The sequence below is a fragment of the Micromonospora sp. NBC_01796 genome (assembly GCF_035917455.1).
In the GTDB taxonomy this organism is placed as follows: Bacteria; Actinomycetota; Actinomycetes; order Mycobacteriales; family Micromonosporaceae; genus Micromonospora_G.
Window position 1 is genome coordinate 4835371 of the sequence record NZ_CP109078.1, and the last position, 20516, is coordinate 4855886.

The following is a 20516-nucleotide window of genomic DNA, read 5'->3' on the forward strand; positions in this document are numbered from 1 at the left end:
ACCGTCGGACGTGTGACTAGCCTTCGGGGATGCCCGAGGTTGGTAGCCGCAGGCGGAACCAGCCCGCACCGCCACACGTGATCTTCGAAGCGCTCACCGAGCCGGACCGCGACCCGGCCCGCCCGTGGCTCCTGCTGCTCGACGACGAGCGGCGACCCCGGACCGTACGCGCCGAACGCCCGCAGCTCGTCGTCTGGTCGTCACTGTGGACGAAGCGCCCCGACGCGCTGGTCCGGTTCGACCTGCCCACCGACCGGGGCGGTTACGGCACGGACCTGCGCTGGACGCTGCTCGTCGACGAGCCACCGCCCGAGGCGGCCCTCCTCGGCCACCTGCGCAAGCGACTGAACCAGCTCATCAACGCGAACCTGCGGTACACCTTCGGCCAGTGACCCGCCCCAGGCGGGCGGGGGAGGGGGTCAGGGGCGGGGCGGGGTGTCGATGGTGGTCAGGCGCTGGGTGGCGCGGGAGAGGGCCACGTAGAGGGTGCGTACGCCGGACTCGGAGTCGGTACGGATCTCGGTGGGGGCGATCAGGGCGACCCCGTCGTACTCCATGCCCTTGGCCTGGAGGCTGGTGACCACCTGGAGGCGCGGTTCGGCCAGGTGTTCCAGCCAGCCGGCGACCTCGTCCCGGCGCGGCACCGGCGTGATCACCCCGACCGTCCCCTGGACCTCGGCGAGCAGGTCCGTCACCTCCCGGACGGTCGTCGCGGCCAGCTCCTCCGGCGTCACGACCAGCTCGATCGGCTCGACCCCGGTGGAACGCACCGCCGTCGGCAGCGGAAGGTCGGGGGCGACCTCCCGGATCACCGCGGCGGCCACCTCGAAGATCTCCGCCGGGTTGCGGTAGTTGGTGGAGAGGGTGAAGTCGTGTCGGGGGCGGCGACCGAGCGCCTTGTCCCGGGACTGGGACAGCTCGCGGGCATCCCCGGTCCAGGCGGTCTGGGCCGGGTCGCCGACCACGGTCCACGAGGCGAGCCGACCGCGCCGGCCGAGCATCCGCCACTGCATCGGGGACACGTCCTGGGACTCGTCCACCACCACGTGGGCGTACTCCTGGTAGTCCTCCGGGCGTTCGATGCGGGCCCGCTCGGCGCGCTGCCGGTCGGCGTACGTGCTCAGCTCGCGTACCCCACCGCCGAGCAGGTACGGGTCCCGCCGGCGCTTCGCCGCCCGCAGCGGCTTGCCGAGCAGCTCGTCCAACTCGTCCAGGATGGCCACGTCGGCGATGGTCGGCCCGTCGGCGTCCAGGGTTCGCCACGAGGCGCTCAGTGCCCGGATCTCCCGGTTGGACAGGATCCCCGACGCGTACGCCTGGAGCCGCTCCGGCCGGGTCATCCAGCCCATGACGTGCCACGGGTGCAGTTGCGGCCACCAGGCCCGGATGAAGTCCCGGAAATCGCCGCGTTCGGCCAGCTCGCCCTCGAACTCGCGGCGCTCCGGCAGCCGCCCGGCCCGCATCCGTTGCGCCTGGGTCCAGAGCGCGTTGAACAGCCCGTCGATGCCGGCCCGGCGTACCTCGTTGCGCCGGGCGCCACGGGGCAGCGCCCGGACCCGGATCGCGTCCAGTTCGCCGGCACCGAGCCGGAGCAACTCGCCCCGGTAGAGCAGGCGCAGCTCGTTGGGGCCGCCGGGGACGGTGTCGTGGGCGGCCCGCTCCAGCACCCGGCGCATCCGCAGCGAACCCTTGATCGCCGCGACCGAGGTCGGGTCCGTACGGGTGGCGACCACGCCGGGGAACAGTGACCCGAGCGAGTGCAGGGTGGCGGTCTCCTCACCGAGCGAGGGCAGTACGGAGGCGATGTACTCGACGAAGACCCCGGACGGACCGACCACCAGTACGCCGCCCCCGGCGAACCGGTTCCGGTCGGAGTAGAGCAGGTAGGCGGCCCGGTGCAGGGCGACCGCGGTCTTGCCGGTCCCCGGCCCGCCGGAGACGATCGTGACCCCGCCGGCGGGGGAGCGGATCGCCTCGTCCTGCTCGCGCTGGATGGTGGCGACGATGTCGCGCATGCCCCGTCCGGTCGCCTTGGCCAGCGAGGCGAGCAGTGCCCCGTCACCGACCACCCGCATGTCGGGCGGTGCGGCCCCCGGGTCGAGCAGGTCGTCCTCGATCCGGGTGACCTTCTCGTTGGCGGACTGGATCATGCGTCGCCGGACCACTCCCCGGGGGTCGGCGGGGGTCGCCTGGTAGAAGGCGGCGGCAGCGGGTGCCCGCCAGTCGATCACCAGCGGCTCGGCCCGCTCACCCCGTACGCCGAGCCGACCGACGTGCAGCACCTGCCGGTCGCGCAGGTCCAGCCGGCCGAAGACCAGCCCCTCGTGTTCGGCGTCGAGGGACTGCCGGCGCCGGGCGGCGTGGAAGACCATCGCGTCCCGTTCGACGAGCGCGCCGAAGTTGCCCACCCGGGCGAGCTGGTAACCCTCCTGCTCAGCCTGGACGGCGGTCTGGCGCAGCTGGGCCAGCCGGGCGTAGACCAGGTCGAGATGCCGCTGCTCGGCGGCCATCTCCTGTTGCAGGGTGGTGAGGTCGGTCAACGTGCAGACTCCCGGTTGGTCGGTCGCGGACCGCGACGCCGAGCCCGGTCGGATCGGCCGGGCGCAGGCGCGGACGCGCAGGATTGCCAGGATGCGAGGGTACGGGGTATCCGTCCGGTCGTTCCGCGCCGATCGCCCGATCGTGCCCCGACGGCGGGGCCGGACGTGTCGACCGCGCCCCGGACGAGGCTCCGCACCGGGCCCGTGGAGGGCCCGCACCAAGGCAACGGAACGGGTCCCCGGAATCTTCCCGCCGGGTCGATCAGTGCGGGTGGGGCCGTCGTTGGGCGGGGATCGGCGCGAGCGCGCGCCGGACAACCTCGAGCAGGGCGGCGTTCACCTCGTCCGGGCGTTCCAGCATGAGCATGTGCCCGGCGCCCGGACAGACCGTCAGCTCGGTGTCCGGGAGGGTCTCGACGATAGACTCGGTGCACCGGGGCGGGGTGAGCCGGTCCCGGTCGCCGACCAGGGCCGCCACCGGCAGGTCACCGAGGGTGGCGAGGGTGTCCAGGCGGTGCTGCCGGCCGATCGAGGACCGTAGCCCGCCGATCGCGACCAGCGCCGCGCGTGACACTGCCGAGGTGGTCAGCCGGATGTCCTCCGACGCGCAGTCGTCCCCGAACAGCAGCCAGCGCAGGCTGGGCCGCAGTGCCTGCAACAGCGGTTGCGGCGTACGCAGGCCTCCGCAGCGGGCCAGTACGCCGGCACCGGTGGTCTCGGCGAGCCGGATCAGCCAGGCGACCCGGGTGGGCAGGCCGTAACAGGTGTGGGTGTGGCCCTCGGCGGTGGTGGCGACGAAGACGAGTCCGGCGATCCTGGTGGCGAAGTCGTCCGGGTGGCGGTGGGCGTACTCCATGATCGTCATTCCGCCGAGCGAGTGTCCGACCAGCACCACGGGACCGGTCGGTGCCAACCGGTCGAGCAGTTCGGCGAGATCGTCGCCGAGCCGGGCCAGGGTGGCCGTACCGAGGTTGCTGACGCCGGACCGACCGTGCCCGCGGGCGTCGTAGCTGATGATCCGGACCGCGTCGCCCAGGTTCTCGACCAAGGCGGACACCTGTCGGTGCCAGGTCCGGTGGTCCAGGGTCCAGCCGTGCAGCAGCACCACGGTGATCGGTGCGGTGGCCGGTCCGACCTGCTCGACCTCCAACCGGATCCCGTCGGACAGCTCGACCCCGGCGGTACCGGGTCCGGCGGTACCGGGTCCGGCGGCGGCGAGCGCGTCGGGAGTGTCGAGCGGGGGCTCGGGAGTGTCGAGCGCGTCGGGGGTGCCGGGCGGCTCGGGGGCGGCCAGGGTGGCTGTCGCGGGGGCGGAACCGACCGGCTCGACCGGGATGCGCTGGGTCGGGGGGTGGTCAGACATGGCTACCTCCGGGTCGTCCGAGGGTTGCCGTACCCGCGGGTAACAAGCGTACCCGCGATCTTGGTCGGGCGTTCCGGTTGTTACCCGACGGTCATCCTGGGCAATCGCACCCTGACGAGGTGTCGGGAGCGGATGCATCAGAATGCGCGAAAAGCGACAAACGCCCCGGCCCGGCACGAAGCCGGACCGAGGCGTTCGCTCGGTTCAGTGCGATCAGGCGGTGAAGACGCCGGCCTCGACGAGCCGCTTGTCGGCGGTGTCCCAGCCCTCGCCCGGGAAGGCCGCAGCCAGGCCGGCGATCTCGGCGCGGATCTTGACAGCGTGGCCGGCACCGGCGAGCTGACGAAGCTCCTCGATGAAGGCGTCCGAGTCGGTGCGCACGTGCACGGTCTTGCCGTTGGTCAGGTTCCGCACGTAGGCGTGCTTGCCGCCGTTGAGCGGGATCAGGTACTTGAACTCGCCGAGCACGCTCAGGGCGCCACCCTGACCGGCCTGGCCGGCGCGGACTGACGCGCGCGCGGTCTTTGAGGTGTTGTTCGCCACGAAAGTGCTCCTTGCCAGACATAACGGGAGGACGGAATGCGCGGCGGCAACACGCCGGACGCGCCTTGGTGGCCGGGGGGCCGCCGAACTGCTGTTGGCGGCCTGGGCCACCGGATCCACGAACGCACGGCGACACAGGACGCCGAGTGAACTTTACACGACCGCGAGAGCCGTACGGCGACCGCGGCCTGTCGTGAGGAATGAACACCCCCTAGCGGTACGGCTATTCCGGCATGCCAAAATTCCGATTCTCTGGCGCACCATCCGTCACACGAGTCATCATGTGTTCCAGCATCGCCTGGTGATCGAGGTCGTAGGGGAAGACGCACCTCGCTCTCCGGGAGGTCACCGTGCCAACGCGTGGCGTCGTATACGTCCACTCGACCCCACTCGCCGTGTGTGCACACGTCGAGTGGGCGATCGCGCGCGTCCTTACCGTGCCGGTCAATCTGCACTGGACGGTTCAACCCGTCGATCCCGGCGCACGCCGGGCTGAGTGCAGTTGGTCCGGCCGGCCGGGGACGGGCGCGGAACTGGCTGCTGCCCTGCGGCAGTGGCCGATGATCCGTTTCGAGATCACCGAGGAGCCGAGCACCGGGGTCGACGGTGAGCGGTTCATGTACGTACCCGGACGCGGGCTGTTCCGGGCCACCACCGGCGCCGCCGGTGACATCCAGCTCGGCGAGGACCGGCTGCGCGCCATCATGGCGTCGGCACGGGCTCCCGAGGCACTGGCGCACGCCCTGGACAAGGCACTCGGCACGGCGTGGGACGCCGAGCTGGAGCCGTACCGGTACGCCGGTGACGGGGCTCCGGTGACGCTGCTCACCAGGGTCGGCTGACCGTGCGGGGGCGACCCGGTCAAGTTGCCCTGATAAGGGGGAAACTGATGGGATAGCGGGATGCCGACCCTCCTCCGGCGTACCATCGCCGCGCTTGCCGTACTGGCCGCGCTGACCGCGACCGGCTGTGCCGGTCGATCCGACCAGGGCACCACGGCGGGCGCGAGCCCCACCGTCCCGGCCAGCCCCACGGCCGGTCCGAGCCCCTCCGGCGGCCCGGATCCGGCAGCGCGGGCGGCCGAGCTGGTCGGCCGGCTGACCGACGAGGACCTGGTCGGCCAGGTGCTGATGCCGTACGCGTACGGCAGCTCGGCCACCAAGGTCACCCCCGGCTCGGCAACCGGGAACAAGGCGCTGGCCGGAGTCGAGACCCCGGCCGAGATGATCGCCAAGTACCGGCTGGGTGGGCTCATCCTGGTCGGGTTCTCCGCCGACGACCCCACCGGTAAGAACCAGGTCACCACGAACGTCGACAACGTCGCGCAGGTGCACGGGCTGACCGGCGGGTTGCAGGAGGCCGGCGCCAAGCTCGCCGCCGGCGCCGCCCCGCTCCTGATCGGCACCGACCAGGAGTTCGGTGTGGTCACCCGGATCGGCACCGGAGTGACGGTGCTGCCCAGCGCGATGGCCTTCGGCGCGGCCCGCAACCCCGGCCTCACCGAGGCCGCCTGGTCCGCCGCCGGCACCGAACTCGCCGCACTCGGCATCAACGTCGACTTCGCCCCCGACGCCGACGTACTCGGCGCGCACAGCGCGGTGATCGGGTCCCGGTCCTTCGGCGACGACCCCAAGGTCACCGGGGAACAGGTCGCCGCCGCCGTCCGGGGCCTGCAGGGCGCGGGAGTCGCCGCGACCCTCAAGCACTTCCCCGGCCACGGCCACACCGCCGCCGACTCGCACGACGACCTGCCGCAGCTCACCCAGGACCGGGCCGCGCTCGACAAGGGCGACCTGCCGCCGTTCACCACCGGTATCGCCGCCGGCGCCGGGCTGGTCATGTCCGGGCACCTGGACGTACGGGCGATCGACCCGGGGGTGCCGGCCACCTTCTCGCACAAGGTGCTCACCGACCTGCTCCGGGGGCAGCTCGGCTTCAAGGGCGTGGTGGTCACCGACGGGATGAACATGGCCCCTGCCATGCGCTACCCGCCGGGCGAGGCCGCGGTCCGGGCGATCAACGCCGGCAACGACCTGTTGCTGATGCCGCCGAACCTGACCCAGGCCTACGACGGGCTGCTGGCCGGCGTACGCGACGGGACGCTGCCCCGTACCCGGCTGGTCGAGGCGGTGACCCGGGTGCTGACGCTGAAGTTCACGCTCGCCGGGCGACCGGCCCCGGCGATGGCGACCCTGGACACGGCGGCGCACCGGGACGCCGCCCGGAAGGTGGCGAACGCGTCCGTGACCGCGCTGCGCGGCACCTGCGCCGAGGCGGCCGTGCACGGGCCGATCACGGTCACCGCCGCCAACGGGCGGGAGAAGACCGCCGCCACGCTCACCGACGCGCTCCGGGCCGCCGGTGCCACCGTGGTCGCCCAGGGCGGCACGGTCGTGCACCTGGTCGGGTACGGCGACGCCGCCTCCGACCTGAACACCGCCGCCGGGGTCACCGTCGCGATGGACACCCCGTACGTGCTCGACGCGGCCAAGTCGCCGGTCCTGCTGGCGACGTACTCGTCGACGGCGGTGTCGATGGCGGCACTGGCCGACGTGCTCGCCGGAAAGGCCCGACCGACCGGTCAGTCACCGGTGCCGGTGACCGGCCTGCCGCGCAGTTCCTGCACCGCCTGAGGAGTTCCGCCGGCCGTCGCCGGGGCCCGCTCGGGCGGCCTCGGCGACGTTGGTCGTCGGCCCGCCGGGATGCCGCTGCTGGTAGCGTTCGGAAGTCCGCCGGGTCGACCGGAACGGGGGGTGCGCGGGCCGTGACGCAACCGGGACCGGCGCTGTCCGTGGTCGTGCCGATGTTCAACGAGGAGACCGTGCTCCCGCTGCTGGTCGAGCGGCTCCGGACGGTCCTCGACGGGCTCGGCGAACCGTACGAGGTGGTCGCCGTCGACGACGGCAGCACCGACGGCACCGCCGCCGCGCTGGCCGGACTGCGGGCCCACTGGCCACAGCTACGGGTGCTGCGGCTGCGCCGCAACAGCGGGCACCAGGCGGCGCTCGTCGCCGGGGTGCTCCGGGCCGGCGGCGGGCACGTGGTCAGCCTCGACGCCGACCTCCAGGACCCGCCGGAGACCATCGCCGAAATGCTGCGGGTCGCCCGCGCCGGCCAGCTCGACATCGTGTACGGCGTGCGCGCCGACCGGCGTACCGACACGGTTTTCAAGCGGTGGACCGCCGGGCTGTACTACCGGCTGATGCGACGGCTCGTCGGCAAGCAGGTGCCCGCCCAGGCCGGTGACTTCCGGCTGCTCAGCCGGGCCGCGGTGGAGGCACTGCGGGAGTTGCCCGAGCGGACCCCGGTGCTCCGGCTGGTCGTACCCTGGCTCGGGTTTCCCAGCGGTGAGGTCACCTACCTGCGCGACGAACGGGCGGCCGGGCGGACCAAGTACCCGGTGTCCCGGATGGTCGGCCTCGCCGCCGACAGCGTGACCAGCTTCTCCGCCGCCCCGCTGCGCTTCGCCACCTGGCTCGGCCTGGCCGGCGTCGCGGTCTGCTCGCTGCTGGTGGTGGTCGCCGTGGTCGCGTACTTCTTCGGCGCGACGGTCAGCGGATGGCCCTCCCTGTACGTGGCGGTGCTCTTCCTCGGCGCCGTCCAGTTGCTCTGCCTCGGCCTACTGGGGGAGTACGTGGCCCGGATCTACACGGCGGTGCAGGGGCGGCCGGCGTACTTCGTCGCCAGCGACAGTGCCGACGGCCCGCCGGCAGGCCCGGCCACCGCTCCCACCGGCGGCGAACCCGCCGGCACGGCCGGTGACGGCGGCGTGGCAGCTCTCGCCGACACGCTCCGTTGACCGCCGTCGCCGCCGGGGCGTCGACCCTGGACACCCCGACCCGCCGGTCCACCCGCGCCCTCGACCAGCTCCGCCGGTACGCACCCGCCGTAGCGGTGTTCGTCGTCCTCGCGGCGATCCTGCTCGACGCCGGCACCCCGGCGGTCGACATCGCCCGCTACACCGGTTACGCCCTGCTCGGCGTGGTCCTCCCCGGCACCCTGGTCTACCGGGCGCTGCGGGCCCGACCGCACACCCTGGTCGAGGACCTGGCCGTCGGCGCCGCCGTCGGGCTGATCCTGGAACTGGCCGCCTGGGCCGTCCTCACCGGACTCGGGCTCGAACACTGGCTCCGGTACTGGCCGGTCGCCGTCCTGCTGCCGTTCCTCGCCGTACCCCGGCTGCGCCGGTGTTGGCGGGTACGCGGGTACACCCCGGTCCCGACCGGGTGGGCCTGGTCGGTGGCGGCCGTGGTGGTCGGCTTCACCGCGTACCTCGCCGAGTCGTTCCTCTACCGCAACCCGATCCTCCCCGTCGGGGAGGGCCAGGCGCAGTACATCGACCTGCCGTTCCAGCTCTCCATCGCGGGCGCCGCCACCCACCAGATGCCGCCGGACGTGCCGCAGGTGGCCGGCGAGCCACTGCACTACCACTGGTTCGGGTTCGCCCACATGGCGGCGGCGAGCCTGGTCAGCGGGGTGGACCTGCCGACGGTGTTCTTCCGGCTGGCCGTACCGGCGCTCTGCCTGCTCGCGGTGGTGCTGGTCGCGGTCGTCGGCTGGCGGATCACCGGGCGACCGTACGCGGGTGCGGTGGCGGCGGCGCTCATGTTCACCATCGGCGAGTTCGGCTACGAGAACGGGATCCGCCAGCTCTTCGGCACCCAGGCGACGTTCATCGTCTGGGGCAGCCCGTCGATGACGTACAGCTGGGTGTTGCTGTTGCCACTGATCGCGGTCCTGGCCGACCGGATCGGCCCGGCCCGCGGCGTGGCGGTCCCGCCGCTGGGGCGGGGCGCCTGGGTGCTCGCGGCGCTGCTGCTGGTCGCCTCGACCGGGGCGAAGGCCAGCTCGGTGCCGGTGGTCGTCGCCGCCCTCGCCCTGACCGCCCTGGTCACCCTCGTGGTACGCCGACGCCTGGCCTGGCCGGTCCTCGTCGCCGGGGCGCTGGCGCTGGCCGCCCAGGGGTTCGCCACCGCGATCCTGTTCGCGTTCGAGAGCCACGGGGTGACCGTCGACCCGTTCTCCGGCCTGCGCCCCTTCGTCGGTACGGTCGACCGCCCGGCCGGCACCACCGCCCTGCTCTGGGTCGCCGTCCTGCTCGCCTTCCTGGTCAACCTCCAGTTGCGGCTGGCCGGCATCGTCGCGCTGATCCGGTACCGCCGGTTCCGGCTCGAACCGGTGCAGGTGTTCCTGCTCGGCGGCGCGCTCGCCGGCCCGGCGATCTACCTGCTCGTCGGGCACCCCGGCAGCAGCAACCAGTACTTCATCCGGGCCGGTTTCGCGTTCGGGGTGATCGCCTCCGCCTGGGGGTACGCCGAACTGCTCGAACGGGCCCGGCTCTCGACCCGCAGCCGGATCCTGCTCGGGGTCGGCGCGGCCGGGTTCGCGCTCGTCCTGACCCTGATCCAGCTCGACCACCCGGCCGAGGTGTACGCCGCGCCGACCTGGGACGTGCTCCGGCCCCTGTTCTGGTGGGCGGCGGCGCTGGGCGGCCTCGCCGTACTCGGGGCGCTGCTCTGGCCGGTGCTGGCCGGACAGTGGCCCCGACTCCGGGGGCGGGGGGCGGCGATCCTGCTCACCGGCGTACTCGTCGCCGGGGCACCGGGACTGGTGCTGGACGCGGCGGCGGGGCGGCAGTACCCCAACGGCGGCGCGTACGCGGTGGTCCCGATGCCGCAGTCGCGCGTCGACGCCGCCCGCTGGGTGTACGAGCACAGCGACCCGGACGACATCGTCGCCACCAACGTGCACTGCCGAGCCATGGTCAACGGCTACTGCGACGCGCGCTCGTTCTGGCTGAGCGCGTACACCGAGCGCGCGGTCCTGGTCGAGGGGTGGTCGTTCGCGCCCCGGATGGTCGGGCTGCCCGGCGGTCCGTACGCCCCGTTCTGGGACCAGGAACGGTTGCAGGCCAACGACGAGGCGTTCACCGCCCCGACCCCGGAGGGCCTGGCCACCCTCCGCGACCGGTACGGCGTCCGCTGGCTGGTGGCGGACCGCAGCGTCGAGCAGGAGTCCCCCGACCTCTCCACCCTGGCCACCATCCGCTTCGACAACGGCAACCTAGCCGTCTACGAACTCCGCTGACGCGGGCTGCCATCACCCTGCCGCAGGGCGGTGGGCGCGGAGCATGAGGGAGACGCCGGGTAGGGACTTGACCGGCAGGTAGCGCTCGGCGGTGATCACCGCCCGGAGGCCGAGGTTGACCACACCGGGCAGTTCGTCGAGGTCGCTGCCGGTGGACTTGCGCCGGCGCCAGGCCGCCACCGGGCGGAGCATCACGTTCCAGCTCCACAGCTCGTCGACGACCAGACCGGCCTGCTCCAGGACCGAGACCAGCGAGGTCCGGTCGTAACGGCGTACGTGACCGACCGCGACGTCGTGCGCCGACCAGAGCCGCATGTCGCACGGTACGGCGATCAGCGCCGTCCCGCCCGGCCGGAGCGTACGCCGGATCTCCGCCGCGGCGAGCTGGTCCTCGTCGATGTGCTCGAGGATGTCGAACGCGACCACCAGCCCGAGGCTGGCCGACGGCAGGGGCAGTTGCCGGGCGTCGGCGCGCAGCACGTGCAGTCCGCGTTCGGCGGCCACCTGCGCGCCCTCGGGGCTGTACTCCAACGCCACCGGCCGCCACCCGTGCGCCCGCAGCACCCGGGTGTTGCCACCACCGGCCGCACCGATGTCCAACGCCCGGTCAGAGGTGCTCGTAGCGGCGGCTGCGGTCGGGCCCCGGCCGGCGGCGGCGAGCCGGCGCAGCGATCGGGCCAGCAGGGCCCGCCGCTCCCGGTACCACCAGTGGGTGTCCTCCAGGGCGGCCAGCTTGCGGATCTCGGTCGCTTCCACGGGGGTTCACCCTAATCGGACACCATCCCCCGCGGCGCTCAGCCCCCGGCGCTCCTGAACCGGTGTTTCCGTGATCCGGGAGAGTCCGGCCGGCGACAGCGAGCCGAACCCTTCGGGATCACGGTCGGGTCAGAGGGGGATGTTGCCGTGGGCGCCGCGGGCGGCCGGAGCGGCGGCGAGCGCCTCGGCGATCCGGCGACGGGTCTCCGTCGGCTGGATCACGTCGTCGACCACGCCGATCTCCAGCGCCCGGTTCACCCCACCGGCGGTCCTGACCTGTTCCTCGATCAGTTGCGCCCGCAGGGCGTCACGATCGGCGGGAGGGGTGGCGGCCAGCCGCTTGCGGTGCAGGATGTTCACCGCCGCCGCCGCGCCCATCACGGCGACCTCGGCGTTCGGCCAGGCGAAGACCGCCGTGGCGCCCAGTGCACGGGAGTTCATCGCGATGTACGCGCCGCCGTACGCCTTGCGGGTCACCAGGGTCACCCGGGGCACCACCGCCTCGGCGAACGCGTGCAGGAGCTTGGCGCCGCGACGTACCACGCCGTCCCACTCCTGGCCCAGGCCGGGCAGGTAACCGGGTACGTCGACCAGCACGATCAGCGGTACGCCGAGCGCGTCGCACATGCGCACGAACCGGGCCGCCTTCTCCGCGCTGGACGCGTCCAGGCAGCCGCCGAGCCGCAGCGGGTTGTTCGCGATCACGCCGACCGTACGACCGGCGAAGCGACCGAGGACGGTCACCACGTTCGGTGCCCACTTGGCGTGCAACTCCACCCCGGCGGCGTCCAGCAGCGCCTTCACCACCGGCTTCACGTCGTACGCCCGGTTCATCTCCGCCGGCATCAGCACGGCGAGGTCGTGCCCCTCCGGGGCGGTGGCCGGGACGTCGGCCGGGCTCAGCCGCCCCTGGCGACCCAGGAGGGCGGCCAGCTTCCGGGCCTCGGCCAGGGCCGACTCGTCGTCCTTGGTGGTCACGTGCACCACGCCGGAGCGGCGGCCGTGCGGCTCGGGGCCACCGAGGCGTTCCATGTCGACCTGCTCGCCGGTGACGCTGCGGACCACCTCCGGCCCGGTCACGAAGATCCGACCGGCACCGCTCATCACCACGATGTCGGTCAGCGCCGGCCCGTACGCGGCACCGCCGGCCGCCGGGCCGAGCACCACCGAGATCTGCGGCACCCGCCCGGAGGCGCGCACCATGGCGGCGAAGATCTGACCGACCGCGTCGAGTGCGACCACACCCTCGGCCAGCCGGGCGCCACCGGAGTGCCAGAGGCCGAGCACCGGCACCCGCTCGCGGACGGCGGTGTCGATCGCGTCGACGACGTGCTGGCACCCGACGGTGCCCATCGCACCACCCATCCGGGTGGCGTCGGTGGCGTACGCGACGGCGGGGGCGCCGTCGATCTCGCCCCGGGCCCAGAGCACGCCCGAGTCGTCGCGGGGCACCACCAGGCGCAGCGAGCCGGCGTCGAACAGGGCCCGGAGCCGCACCTCGGGGTCGCGGTGGTCGACGACGGCGGAGTCAGCGCTGACGGAAGTGGTGCTCACGTACGCCTCCGATCACACCCCGGTCGGGTACGCGGGCGTACCCGACCGGAGCAGGCAGTTGGTCTCAGGCCCGGGTGAAGATGAGAGCCACGTTGTGCCCGCCGAAGCCGAACGAGTTGTTCAGCGCCGCGGGGATGTCCAGGGCACGGGGCTTGTGGGCGACCACGTCGAGCAGGCCGTCCTCCGGGTCCTCGAGGTTGATCGTCGGCGGGACGATCGAGTCCCGGATGGACAGGATGGTGGCGATCGACTCGACCGCGCCGGCCGCGCCGAGCAGGTGCCCGATCAGCGACTTCGTGGCGGTCAGCACCGGGTGTTCGCCGAGGGCGGCCCGCAGTCCGGCCACCTCGAGCATGTCCCCGACCGGGGTGGAGGTCGCGTGCGCGTTGACGTGCACGATGTCCGACCGGTCGAGGCCGGCGTCGGCCAGCGCGAACCGGATGGCCCGCTTGAAGCCGGCGCCCTCCGGGTGCGGCTGGACGATGTCGTACCCGTCCGAGGTGATTCCGGCACCGGCGAGCCGGGCGTAGACCCGCGCGCCGCGGGCGGCGGCGTGGTCGGCCCGTTCGAGCACCAGCACACCGGCGCCCTCACCGAGGACGAACCCGTCCCGGCCCTTGTCCCAGGGGCGGGACGCGGTCTCCGGGTCGTCGTTGCGGATCGACATGGCCCGTGCCGAGGCGAAACCGGCGATCGGCAGCGGGTGGATGACCGCCTCGGTGCCACCGGCCATGACCACGTCGGCGCGACCCGACCTGATCATGTCCAGCCCGAGGGCGATCGCCTCCGCACCGGTCGCGCAGGCGCTCGCCACCGAGTGCACACCGGCCTGGGCGCCGAGTTCGAGCCCGACCCAGGCGGCCGGTCCGTTCGGCATGAGCATCGGGACGGTGTGCGGGGAGACCCGCCGCGCGCCCTTCGCTTCCAGGATGTCGTCCTGGGCGAGCAGGGTCTGCGCGCCACCGATGCCGGTGCCGACGCTGACCCCGAGCCGCTCCGGGTCGAGGCCGGAGTCGGCCAGCCCGGAGTCGGCCCAGGCCTGGTGGGCGGCGATCAGGGCGATCGCCTCGGACCGGTCGAGCCGGCGCAGCTTGACCCGGTCCAGGACCTCGGACGGGTCGACGGCCAGCTCGGCGGCGATCCGGACCGGCAGTTGCTCGGCCCACTCCTGGGTGAGCGGTCCCACCCCGGAGCGGCCGGCGAGCATGGCGTCCCAGGTCGACGCGACGTCCCCGCCGAGCGGGGTCGTCGCGCCGAGCCCGGTGACGACGACGTCGGGGCGAGTCATGATCAGGACTGCGCCTCAATGTAGGCGACCGCGTCGCCCACGGTCTTCAGGTTCTGTACCTCGTTGTCGGGGATCTTCACGCCGAACTTCTCCTCGGCCGCGACGACGACCTCGACCATGGAGAGCGAGTCGACGTCAAGGTCGTCGGTGAACGACTTCTCCTCGGCGACGTCGTCCGGGTTCACGCCGGCAACCTCTTCGAGGATCTCGGCGAGGCCGGCGGTGATCTCGTCACGGGTCGTCATGGTGCTGGTTTCCTCTCGATAAGTGGATCTGCGCTGGCGGACGATACCGCCTGCACCGGACCGTACGTGCCGGCCGGTGGGGTCTGACAACGGGTCTGCCCGCAGTGGCGTACCGGGCAGGGGCGGCTCAGGGGCAGCGGACGACCTGGCCGGCGTAGGTGAGACCGCCGCCGAAGCCGAAGAGCAGGACCGGGGCGCCCTTCGGGATGGCGCGCTGCTCGACCAGCTTCGACAGCGCCAGCGGTACGCTCGCCGCCGAGGTGTTGCCGGACTCGACGATGTCGCGGGCGATCACCGCGTTGGGCATGCCCAGCCGCTTGGCGATCCCCTCGATGATCCGCAGGTTGGCCTGGTGCGGGACGAACGCGGCGATGTCCTCCGGCGCCACCCCGGCCCGCTCGCAGGCCTGCAGGGCGAGCGGGGCGAGCGCGGTGGTGGCCCAGCGGAAGACCGTCTGGCCCTCCTGCTGGATGTACGGGCGCCAGCCCTCGATCCGTACGGCGTCGCTCTTCTCCGGCACCGAGCCCCAGACGACCGGGCCGATACCGGGGGTGTCGCCGTCGTCGTCCGCGCTGACCACCGCGGCACCGGCACCGTCACCGAAGATGATGCAGGTCGAGCGGTCGGTCCAGTCGGTGAAGTCGGAGAGCTTCTCGGCGCCGATGACCAGGGCGTTGCGGGCCGCTCCGGCGCGCAGCGCGTGGTCGACGGTGCCGAGGGCGTAGGAGAAGCCCGAGCAGGCGGTGTTCAGGTCGAACGCGCCGGGGGCGTTGATGCCGAGCTTGGCGGCGACCCGGCAGGCGACGTTCGGGCTGCGGTCGACCGAGGAGCAGGTGGCGACGACGACCAGGTCGATGTCGGCGGCGGTGAGCCCGGAGTTGGCCAGTGCGGTGTCGGCCGCCGCGGTGGCCATGTCGCTGACGGTCTCGCTGTCGGCGATCCGGCGGGTGACGATGCCGACCCGGTCCCGGATCCACTCGTCGTTGGTGTCGACGATCTTGGCCAGGTCGTCGTTGGTGAGGACCCTGGATGGCTGGTAGTGCCCCATGGCGACGATACGGCTCATGAGAGGTGTCCTCCGATGCGGGCGAGGGGTTGGCCCGGAGCGACCGGGTCGTCGGGTGAGGCGAGCCATTCGGTGAGCACGCCGGAGCAGTGTGCGGCCACGTCGGCCGGGCCCTGCCGGGTGGTCACGTGGCCGATGGACTGGCCGGACTTGATCGTGTCGCCCTCGTTGAGGTCGACGGCGGGTACGAACGTACCCGCGCTCGGCGCGACCACCACCCGGAACTGCATGGTGGGTTCGTGGCTGGGTGCCATTCCGTGCCGGGCGATCAGGTCGCGGGCGGCGGGCAGGTCGTCGGGGGTGTTGAGGGTCACGATCTCCGGGACCCCGGTGGCCTTGAGTTCGCGCTTGACCAGACCGGCGAGGGTGCCGGCCGGCGGAAGTTCGATCACGCCGGTGACACCGAGGTCGGCCAGGGTGGCCATGCACAGGTCCCAGCGCACCGGCGCGGTCACCTGCCGGACCAGCCGCTGGAGCATCTCCCGGCCGTGGTTGACCGCGGCGCCGTCGAGGTTGGACAGGAGCAGCCGGGCCGGGTCGCTCGGCACGATGCCGGCGGCGACGCTGGCGAGGGCCTGCTCGGCCGGGGCCATGTACGGGGTGTGGAAGGCGCCGGCGACCTGGAGCAGTCGTACCCGGGCACCGGTGGGCGGTTCGGCGGCGAACTTCTCCAGCCGGTCGACCGCACCGGCGGCGACGATCTGGCCGGCGCCGTTGTAGTTGGCCGGGTAGAGCCCGTGGGCCTCGATCGCGGCGGTGACCGTGTCGGCGTCGCCACCGAGTACGGCGGCCATGCCGGTCGGTTCGAGCGCGCACGCGGCGGCCATCTCCCGGCCGCGTACGCCGGCCAGGGTGATGGCGGCCTCGGGGGACAGTACGCCGGCCAGGGTGGCCGCCCCCAGCTCGCCGACGCTGTGGCCGGCGGTGAGGCCGACGTCGTACATCGGGAGGTGTTCGGCGGCGAGCAGCGCGGCGGCGATCAGCAGCGGCTGGGTGCGCGCGGTGTCCTTGATCTCGTCGGCGTCGGCGGTGGTGCCGAGGTGGACGAGGTCCACTCCGGCGAGCGCGGACCACCAGCGCAGTCGCGCCTCCGTGCCGGTCAGGTCGAGCCAGGGAGTGAGGAAGCCGGGCTTCTGTGAGCCCTGGCCAGGCGAGAGTACGGCGAGCACGGTTATGACTCTGCTGGATACTGGTCGGTCACGTGGTTGCCGCAAGTCACCAAACCACACTACGACCTTTGTGGGGTTCCTACAAAGATCGGCGGGAGTGATACGGGTTATGAACCCTTTGCGCTGAAGGCCCGTTCATGTCCCGGTGACGGGGGACCCGGTGCGGCCGGGTCCAGCCGGCCGATCGTCAACGCCATCCGCAACGCGAACGCGTCCCTCGGAGTCAGCGGCGAGAACCCGGTCACGTCCGCGACCCGGCGCAGACGGTAACGCACCGTGTTCGGATGGACGAACAGGGCGCGGGCGGCGCTCTCCAGCACCCCGCCGGCGGCGAAGAAGGCGTCCATCGTCTCCAGCAGCTCCCCGCCGGCCCGGACCAGCGGGGCGTACACGTCCTGCCGGAGCCCACGCCGGGCCTCGGAGTCGCCCGCGAGGGCCCGTTCCGGCAGCAGGTCGACCGCGGCCACCGGGCGCGGGGCGGCCGGCCACGCCGGTGCCGCCCGGTACCCGGACAGGGCCGCTCGGGCCGAGTCGGTCGCCTGGTCCAGGCTCGGCACCGCCGGGCCGACCACCACCGGACCCTCGCCGAACCCGCCGAGCAGCCGCGCGGTCGCGGTCAGCGGGTCCACCGCCCCGCCGAGGACCAGCACCAGCCGGTCGCCGTGCACCCCGCCGATCGTCTCCACCCCGATCCGCCGGGCGGCCCGGTAGACCGTGTGCAGCACCGCCGCGACCTCACCACCGGGGGAGCGGCCCACCGCAACCGCCACCGGCGGGGCGTCCGCCCAGCCCAACGCCGCTGCCCGGCTGGCCAGCACGTCGGAGGAGTCGCCGCGCAGCAGCGCGTCCACCAGCAGGGCCTGCAACCGGGCGTCCCAGGAGCCACGCGACTCGGCGGCGCGGGCGTACACCCGGGCGGCGGCGAACGCGATCTCGCGGGAGAACTTCAGCACCACCTCGCGGAGCAGCTGCTCCTCGCCGGGCGCGGCCAACTCCGGGACCTGCTCCTCGACCACGTCGATGGTCACCTTGATCAGGGCGACGGTCTGTTGCAGGCTGATCGACCTCGCCAGCGCCCGGGGCGCCGAGGCGAACACCTCGTCGGAGACCTCCTGCGGGCTCTCGCTGGCCCCACCGCCCTGCCGCAGCCACTCGACCAGGGAACTGACGCCGGCCTGGGCGACCAGCATCACCCAGGCCCGCTGCTCCGCCGGCAACCCCCGGAACCAGGGCAGGCTCTCGTCCATCCGGGCCATGCTGGCGGTGGCCAGGCTGCCCGCCGCCCGCTCGATCCGGCGCAGGGTGGCGGCCAACTCGCCGCCATCCGCCTCCGTCACCACCCCGCCACCCTGCCACGTCCCCACCGGGGCGTGCGGAAGGGCCCATCGCTTTCTCCGAACGAGGGCCCCGCCGAACACTCGGGACGACCCCGGCCGGTCGTGCCATCATGCTGGGATGATCGCCCGCCCACCGGTCGCCCTGCCGTTGCTCGCGCTGGCCGCCTTCCTGGCCCTGTTCGCGATGGTGGTCGGTGGCTGGGCGCCGCTGGAAAGCTTCGACGCCGCGGTCAGCGACGCCTTCCGGGGGTACGGAGACCAGCGCCCCGACCTGGTCTCGGTGCTGCGGATCGCCACCGACGTGGCCGCCACGGTGCCGTTCCTGGTCATCGGTGCGGTGGTCAGTGCCGGTCTGCTGGCCCGAGCCGAGCGCCGCCTCGCCGCGTGCTGTGCGGCCGTCACGGTGGTCGTACCGGTGCTGTGGAGCCTGATGCACTGGTGGGTGCACAGCCCCCGGCCGCTGAACGGTTTCGTGGTGGTGCACAGCAACGGCTTCCCCAGCGGGCACACCAGCAACGCGAGCGCGTTGGCGCTGGTGGCCGTACTCCTGCTCTGGCCCCGGTTCGCGCGGACCGGGCGGGTCGTCACGGTGTCGCTGGCGGCGGCGTTTGCGATCTTCATCGGACTGACCCGGCTGGCGTTGCTGGCGCACTGGCCGGCGGATGTGCTCGGTGGCTGGCTGCTGGCGCTCGCCGTGGTCCCCCCGGTGGCGTACGCCGTGGACCGTCTCGCCCCGCGCCCGCCCGTTCCCGCGCTGGCCGCGAACCGGGCGCCCCGCTGATTCCAGGGGATCCGACCCGTCCGATCCGGCCGGACTCTTCGTGATCAACAGGTGTCCCTCCGTCGATTGACGGAGTGCGGGTGCCGACGGGTCATCGATTCGTCGGATGGCAACGGACCGATGGTGTGGTGGGATCGACGGATGGCCGTACAGCGTCGTACGACCGGTCAGCGCGAGGTTCTGCCGAACCGGGGTTCGACGCGTAGCCGGGTCCGGTCCGCAGCGCCATCCTGATCTCCAGCCACGGCGGCGTCGGACCCGTCAACTTAGGCCAGTACGGTGAGAGTGCCTGGTACGGCTTGCCACAGTCCCGCGATGGTCACCACCACCGATGAGCTGGGCCGTTCCGGGGGACCGCCCACACGGCGACGGCGACAAAGAGCAAGAGGAGGCCGGATGGCGCACGGGGAGGCCGAGCATGGCTGCGCCCGCGGCGATCAGCCGCTGTTCCGGGGTGACCAGGACGAGCAGTCGACTTCCTTCACGGGTAAGCCGATGCGTTGGGTCTGCGGAGCAGTGCCGGCCGGAGCCGAGGTGGCACCCGGCTCCGGCGCGACCGGGGTGGGCGCTTCCGGCGTCGGCCCGGCGTTGACCGGCCCGGCCCCGGTCGGCGGTCCACCGATGGCGGAGCCGCTGGTGGACGACGGTGTGGTGGAGGTGGCGGTGGGTTCCCTGGTGCCCCGGCAGCGGATCGGCGACCCGGCCGGAACGTCCGTCACGACCAGCCCGGCGACCGGCGACACCGAGCCGGTGGACCCGGTCGACCAGGTCGGTGACGAGTTGCAGCGGGCGCCGTCCTGCCAGCCGGATCTGCCCGGATGGGCCGGTGGGCACCGGCACGGCGCGGTCCGGCCACGAGTACGCGGGGACCGGCGGCAGCGACCACCGGACCGGTGGTGCTGAGTTGACGGCCAGCCGTGCCCGGAAACCGGGTGCGGTGTCACCGCCCCCGGTGGTGTCAGCGGGTGCGGCGGCGGACCAGCAGCGAGATGCCGGCCAGGCAGATCGTGATCGCGACGACCACGGCACCGTTGAGCAGCAGCAGGCTGCGCAGGTCGGTGAGGACCCGGGAGAGGTCCTTGCCCGGGGTCAGGGAGTCTTCCTTGATCACCCGCTCGCCGCCGCCGATCCCGCCGTTGACCATGCTGGCCTGATTGGGCAGTGGCACCCCGGCGGCCTGCAACGTCTCGTTCATCGAGAGTCGGCCGAAGAACCAGGCCGGGGCGACGGTGGTGCCGTCGGGCTGCTTCGTCGGGCGGTACGCCCGAGGTCCGCCCTTGGCCAGCGGGTAGAGGTCGTAGGTCTGCTTCGCCACGTCGTCGGTCAGGACCGTCACGATGTACTTCGGGCCGAGGTCGCCGGCAGGCGGGGAACTGGTCTGTCCGGTGCCGCCCAGCCAGCCGACCTGGTCGAGCACGGCGGCGAAGATCTCCTGGTCGCCCTCGGCGCGGATGACCAGCGGGGCGGCGACCCCGTCGCCGGTGATGGTGACCGAGTTCGGTGCGGGTGCCGGTGCGGCGGACGCGGGGGTCGCCAGGCCGAGCCAGGAACCGACCGCGATCAGCAGCGCGGCGACGACCGTGAGTCGGTGCTTCTGCCCTCTGATCATCGCTGACCTCCCCGCCCCGTTCGATGGATGGCCTTGATGCAGGTCACGCACTGGTGTTGTTCGGAGTGCGGTCTGCTGCCGGGGCAGGTTCGTCGCGCTCACTACACAGACTCCGCAGAACGCCGCTCGGTTGCACCTGTTCGAGCAGTATTTGGAACTATCTGCGATCTAGGGTCGA

Annotated in this window: 18 protein-coding genes; 7 read left to right on the forward strand and 11 right to left on the reverse strand. The window is 72.8% G+C overall.

Annotated features, from left to right (window positions below; all coding sequences use genetic code 11):
• Nucleotides 1–29: 29 nt before the first annotated feature.
• Nucleotides 30–392 (forward strand): hypothetical protein, encoded by a 363-nt coding sequence (locus OIE47_RS22390; RefSeq protein ID WP_326556489.1) that lies wholly within the window; start codon nucleotides 30–32, stop codon nucleotides 390–392.
• A gap of 27 nt (nucleotides 393–419) precedes the next feature.
• Here OIE47_RS22390 and OIE47_RS22395 read toward each other — a convergent pair whose 3' ends face one another.
• From OIE47_RS22395 to OIE47_RS22405, 3 genes are all read right to left on the reverse strand, one after another.
• Nucleotides 420–2540, reverse strand: a complete 2121-nt coding sequence (locus tag OIE47_RS22395; protein WP_326556490.1) for a HelD family protein — start codon at nucleotides 2538–2540, stop codon at nucleotides 420–422.
• A gap of 262 nt (nucleotides 2541–2802) precedes the next feature.
• Nucleotides 2803–3903, reverse strand: coding sequence for an alpha/beta fold hydrolase (locus OIE47_RS22400; RefSeq protein ID WP_326556491.1), 1101 nt, complete (start codon nucleotides 3901–3903; stop codon nucleotides 2803–2805).
• Between the two features lie 213 nt (nucleotides 3904–4116).
• Entirely contained in the window at nucleotides 4117–4446 is a 330-nt protein-coding gene (locus tag OIE47_RS22405) for a hypothetical protein (protein WP_326556492.1), read from the reverse strand.
• 350 nt (nucleotides 4447–4796) lie between these two features.
• Here OIE47_RS22405 and OIE47_RS22410 point away from each other — a divergent pair, with 350 nt between their 5' ends.
• The 4 genes from OIE47_RS22410 to OIE47_RS22425 all read left to right on the forward strand — a co-directional run bounded on the left by OIE47_RS22410 (nucleotide 4797) and on the right by OIE47_RS22425 (nucleotide 10533).
• Complete coding sequence (locus OIE47_RS22410; protein ID WP_326556493.1) at nucleotides 4797–5288, forward strand: DUF3145 domain-containing protein; 492 nt, start codon at nucleotides 4797–4799, stop codon at nucleotides 5286–5288.
• A 60-nt stretch (nucleotides 5289–5348) separates the two neighbouring features.
• Entirely contained in the window at nucleotides 5349–7079 is a 1731-nt protein-coding gene (locus OIE47_RS22415; protein WP_326556494.1) for a glycoside hydrolase family 3 protein, read from the forward strand.
• A gap of 131 nt (nucleotides 7080–7210) precedes the next feature.
• Complete coding sequence (locus OIE47_RS22420; RefSeq protein ID WP_326556495.1) at nucleotides 7211–8245, forward strand: glycosyltransferase family 2 protein; 1035 nt, start codon at nucleotides 7211–7213, stop codon at nucleotides 8243–8245.
• A complete protein-coding gene (locus OIE47_RS22425) occupies nucleotides 8242–10533 on the forward strand; it encodes a hypothetical protein (protein WP_326556496.1) in 2292 nt (763 codons plus the stop codon). Before OIE47_RS22420 ends, OIE47_RS22425 begins: the two co-directional genes overlap by 4 nt.
• A 12-nt stretch (nucleotides 10534–10545) precedes the next feature.
• Here the strand turns inward: OIE47_RS22425 and OIE47_RS22430 are convergent, their stop codons facing one another.
• The 7 genes from OIE47_RS22430 to OIE47_RS22460 form a co-directional block, all read right to left on the reverse strand.
• Entirely contained in the window at nucleotides 10546–11289 is a 744-nt protein-coding gene (locus OIE47_RS22430) for a class I SAM-dependent methyltransferase (RefSeq protein WP_326556497.1), read from the reverse strand.
• A 129-nt stretch (nucleotides 11290–11418) separates the two neighbouring features.
• Nucleotides 11419–12843, reverse strand: a complete 1425-nt coding sequence (locus OIE47_RS22435; RefSeq protein WP_326556498.1) for an acyl-CoA carboxylase subunit beta — start codon at nucleotides 12841–12843, stop codon at nucleotides 11419–11421.
• A 64-nt stretch (nucleotides 12844–12907) separates the two neighbouring features.
• The gene (gene fabF, locus OIE47_RS22440) at nucleotides 12908–14131 is read right to left on the reverse strand and encodes a beta-ketoacyl-ACP synthase II (RefSeq protein ID WP_326556499.1); all 1224 of its coding nucleotides are present in this window, start codon (nucleotides 14129–14131) and stop codon (nucleotides 12908–12910) included.
• A 2-nt stretch (nucleotides 14132–14133) separates the two neighbouring features.
• Entirely contained in the window at nucleotides 14134–14376 is a 243-nt protein-coding gene (locus OIE47_RS22445) for an acyl carrier protein (RefSeq protein ID WP_326556500.1), read from the reverse strand.
• Between the two features lie 127 nt (nucleotides 14377–14503).
• Nucleotides 14504–15442: a beta-ketoacyl-ACP synthase III gene (locus OIE47_RS22450; protein ID WP_326556501.1), complete on the reverse strand. Its 939-nt coding sequence runs from the start codon at nucleotides 15440–15442 to the stop codon at nucleotides 14504–14506.
• Complete coding sequence (locus OIE47_RS22455; protein ID WP_326556502.1) at nucleotides 15439–16611, reverse strand: acyltransferase domain-containing protein; 1173 nt, start codon at nucleotides 16609–16611, stop codon at nucleotides 15439–15441. Before OIE47_RS22455 ends, OIE47_RS22450 begins: the two co-directional genes overlap by 4 nt.
• Nucleotides 16612–16718: 107 nt before the next feature.
• Complete coding sequence (locus OIE47_RS22460; protein ID WP_326556503.1) at nucleotides 16719–17948, reverse strand: PucR family transcriptional regulator; 1230 nt, start codon at nucleotides 17946–17948, stop codon at nucleotides 16719–16721.
• A gap of 118 nt (nucleotides 17949–18066) precedes the next feature.
• Here OIE47_RS22460 and OIE47_RS22465 point away from each other — a divergent pair, with 118 nt between their 5' ends.
• Complete coding sequence (locus OIE47_RS22465; protein ID WP_326556504.1) at nucleotides 18067–18729, forward strand: phosphatase PAP2 family protein; 663 nt, start codon at nucleotides 18067–18069, stop codon at nucleotides 18727–18729.
• 396 nt (nucleotides 18730–19125) lie between these two features.
• Nucleotides 19126–19632, forward strand: a complete 507-nt coding sequence (locus OIE47_RS22470) for a hypothetical protein (protein WP_326563349.1) — start codon at nucleotides 19126–19128, stop codon at nucleotides 19630–19632.
• A 55-nt stretch (nucleotides 19633–19687) separates the two neighbouring features.
• Here OIE47_RS22470 and OIE47_RS22475 read toward each other — a convergent pair whose 3' ends face one another.
• Nucleotides 19688–20338, reverse strand: a complete 651-nt coding sequence (locus OIE47_RS22475; protein WP_326556505.1) for a hypothetical protein — start codon at nucleotides 20336–20338, stop codon at nucleotides 19688–19690.
• Nucleotides 20339–20516 lie beyond the last annotated feature (178 nt).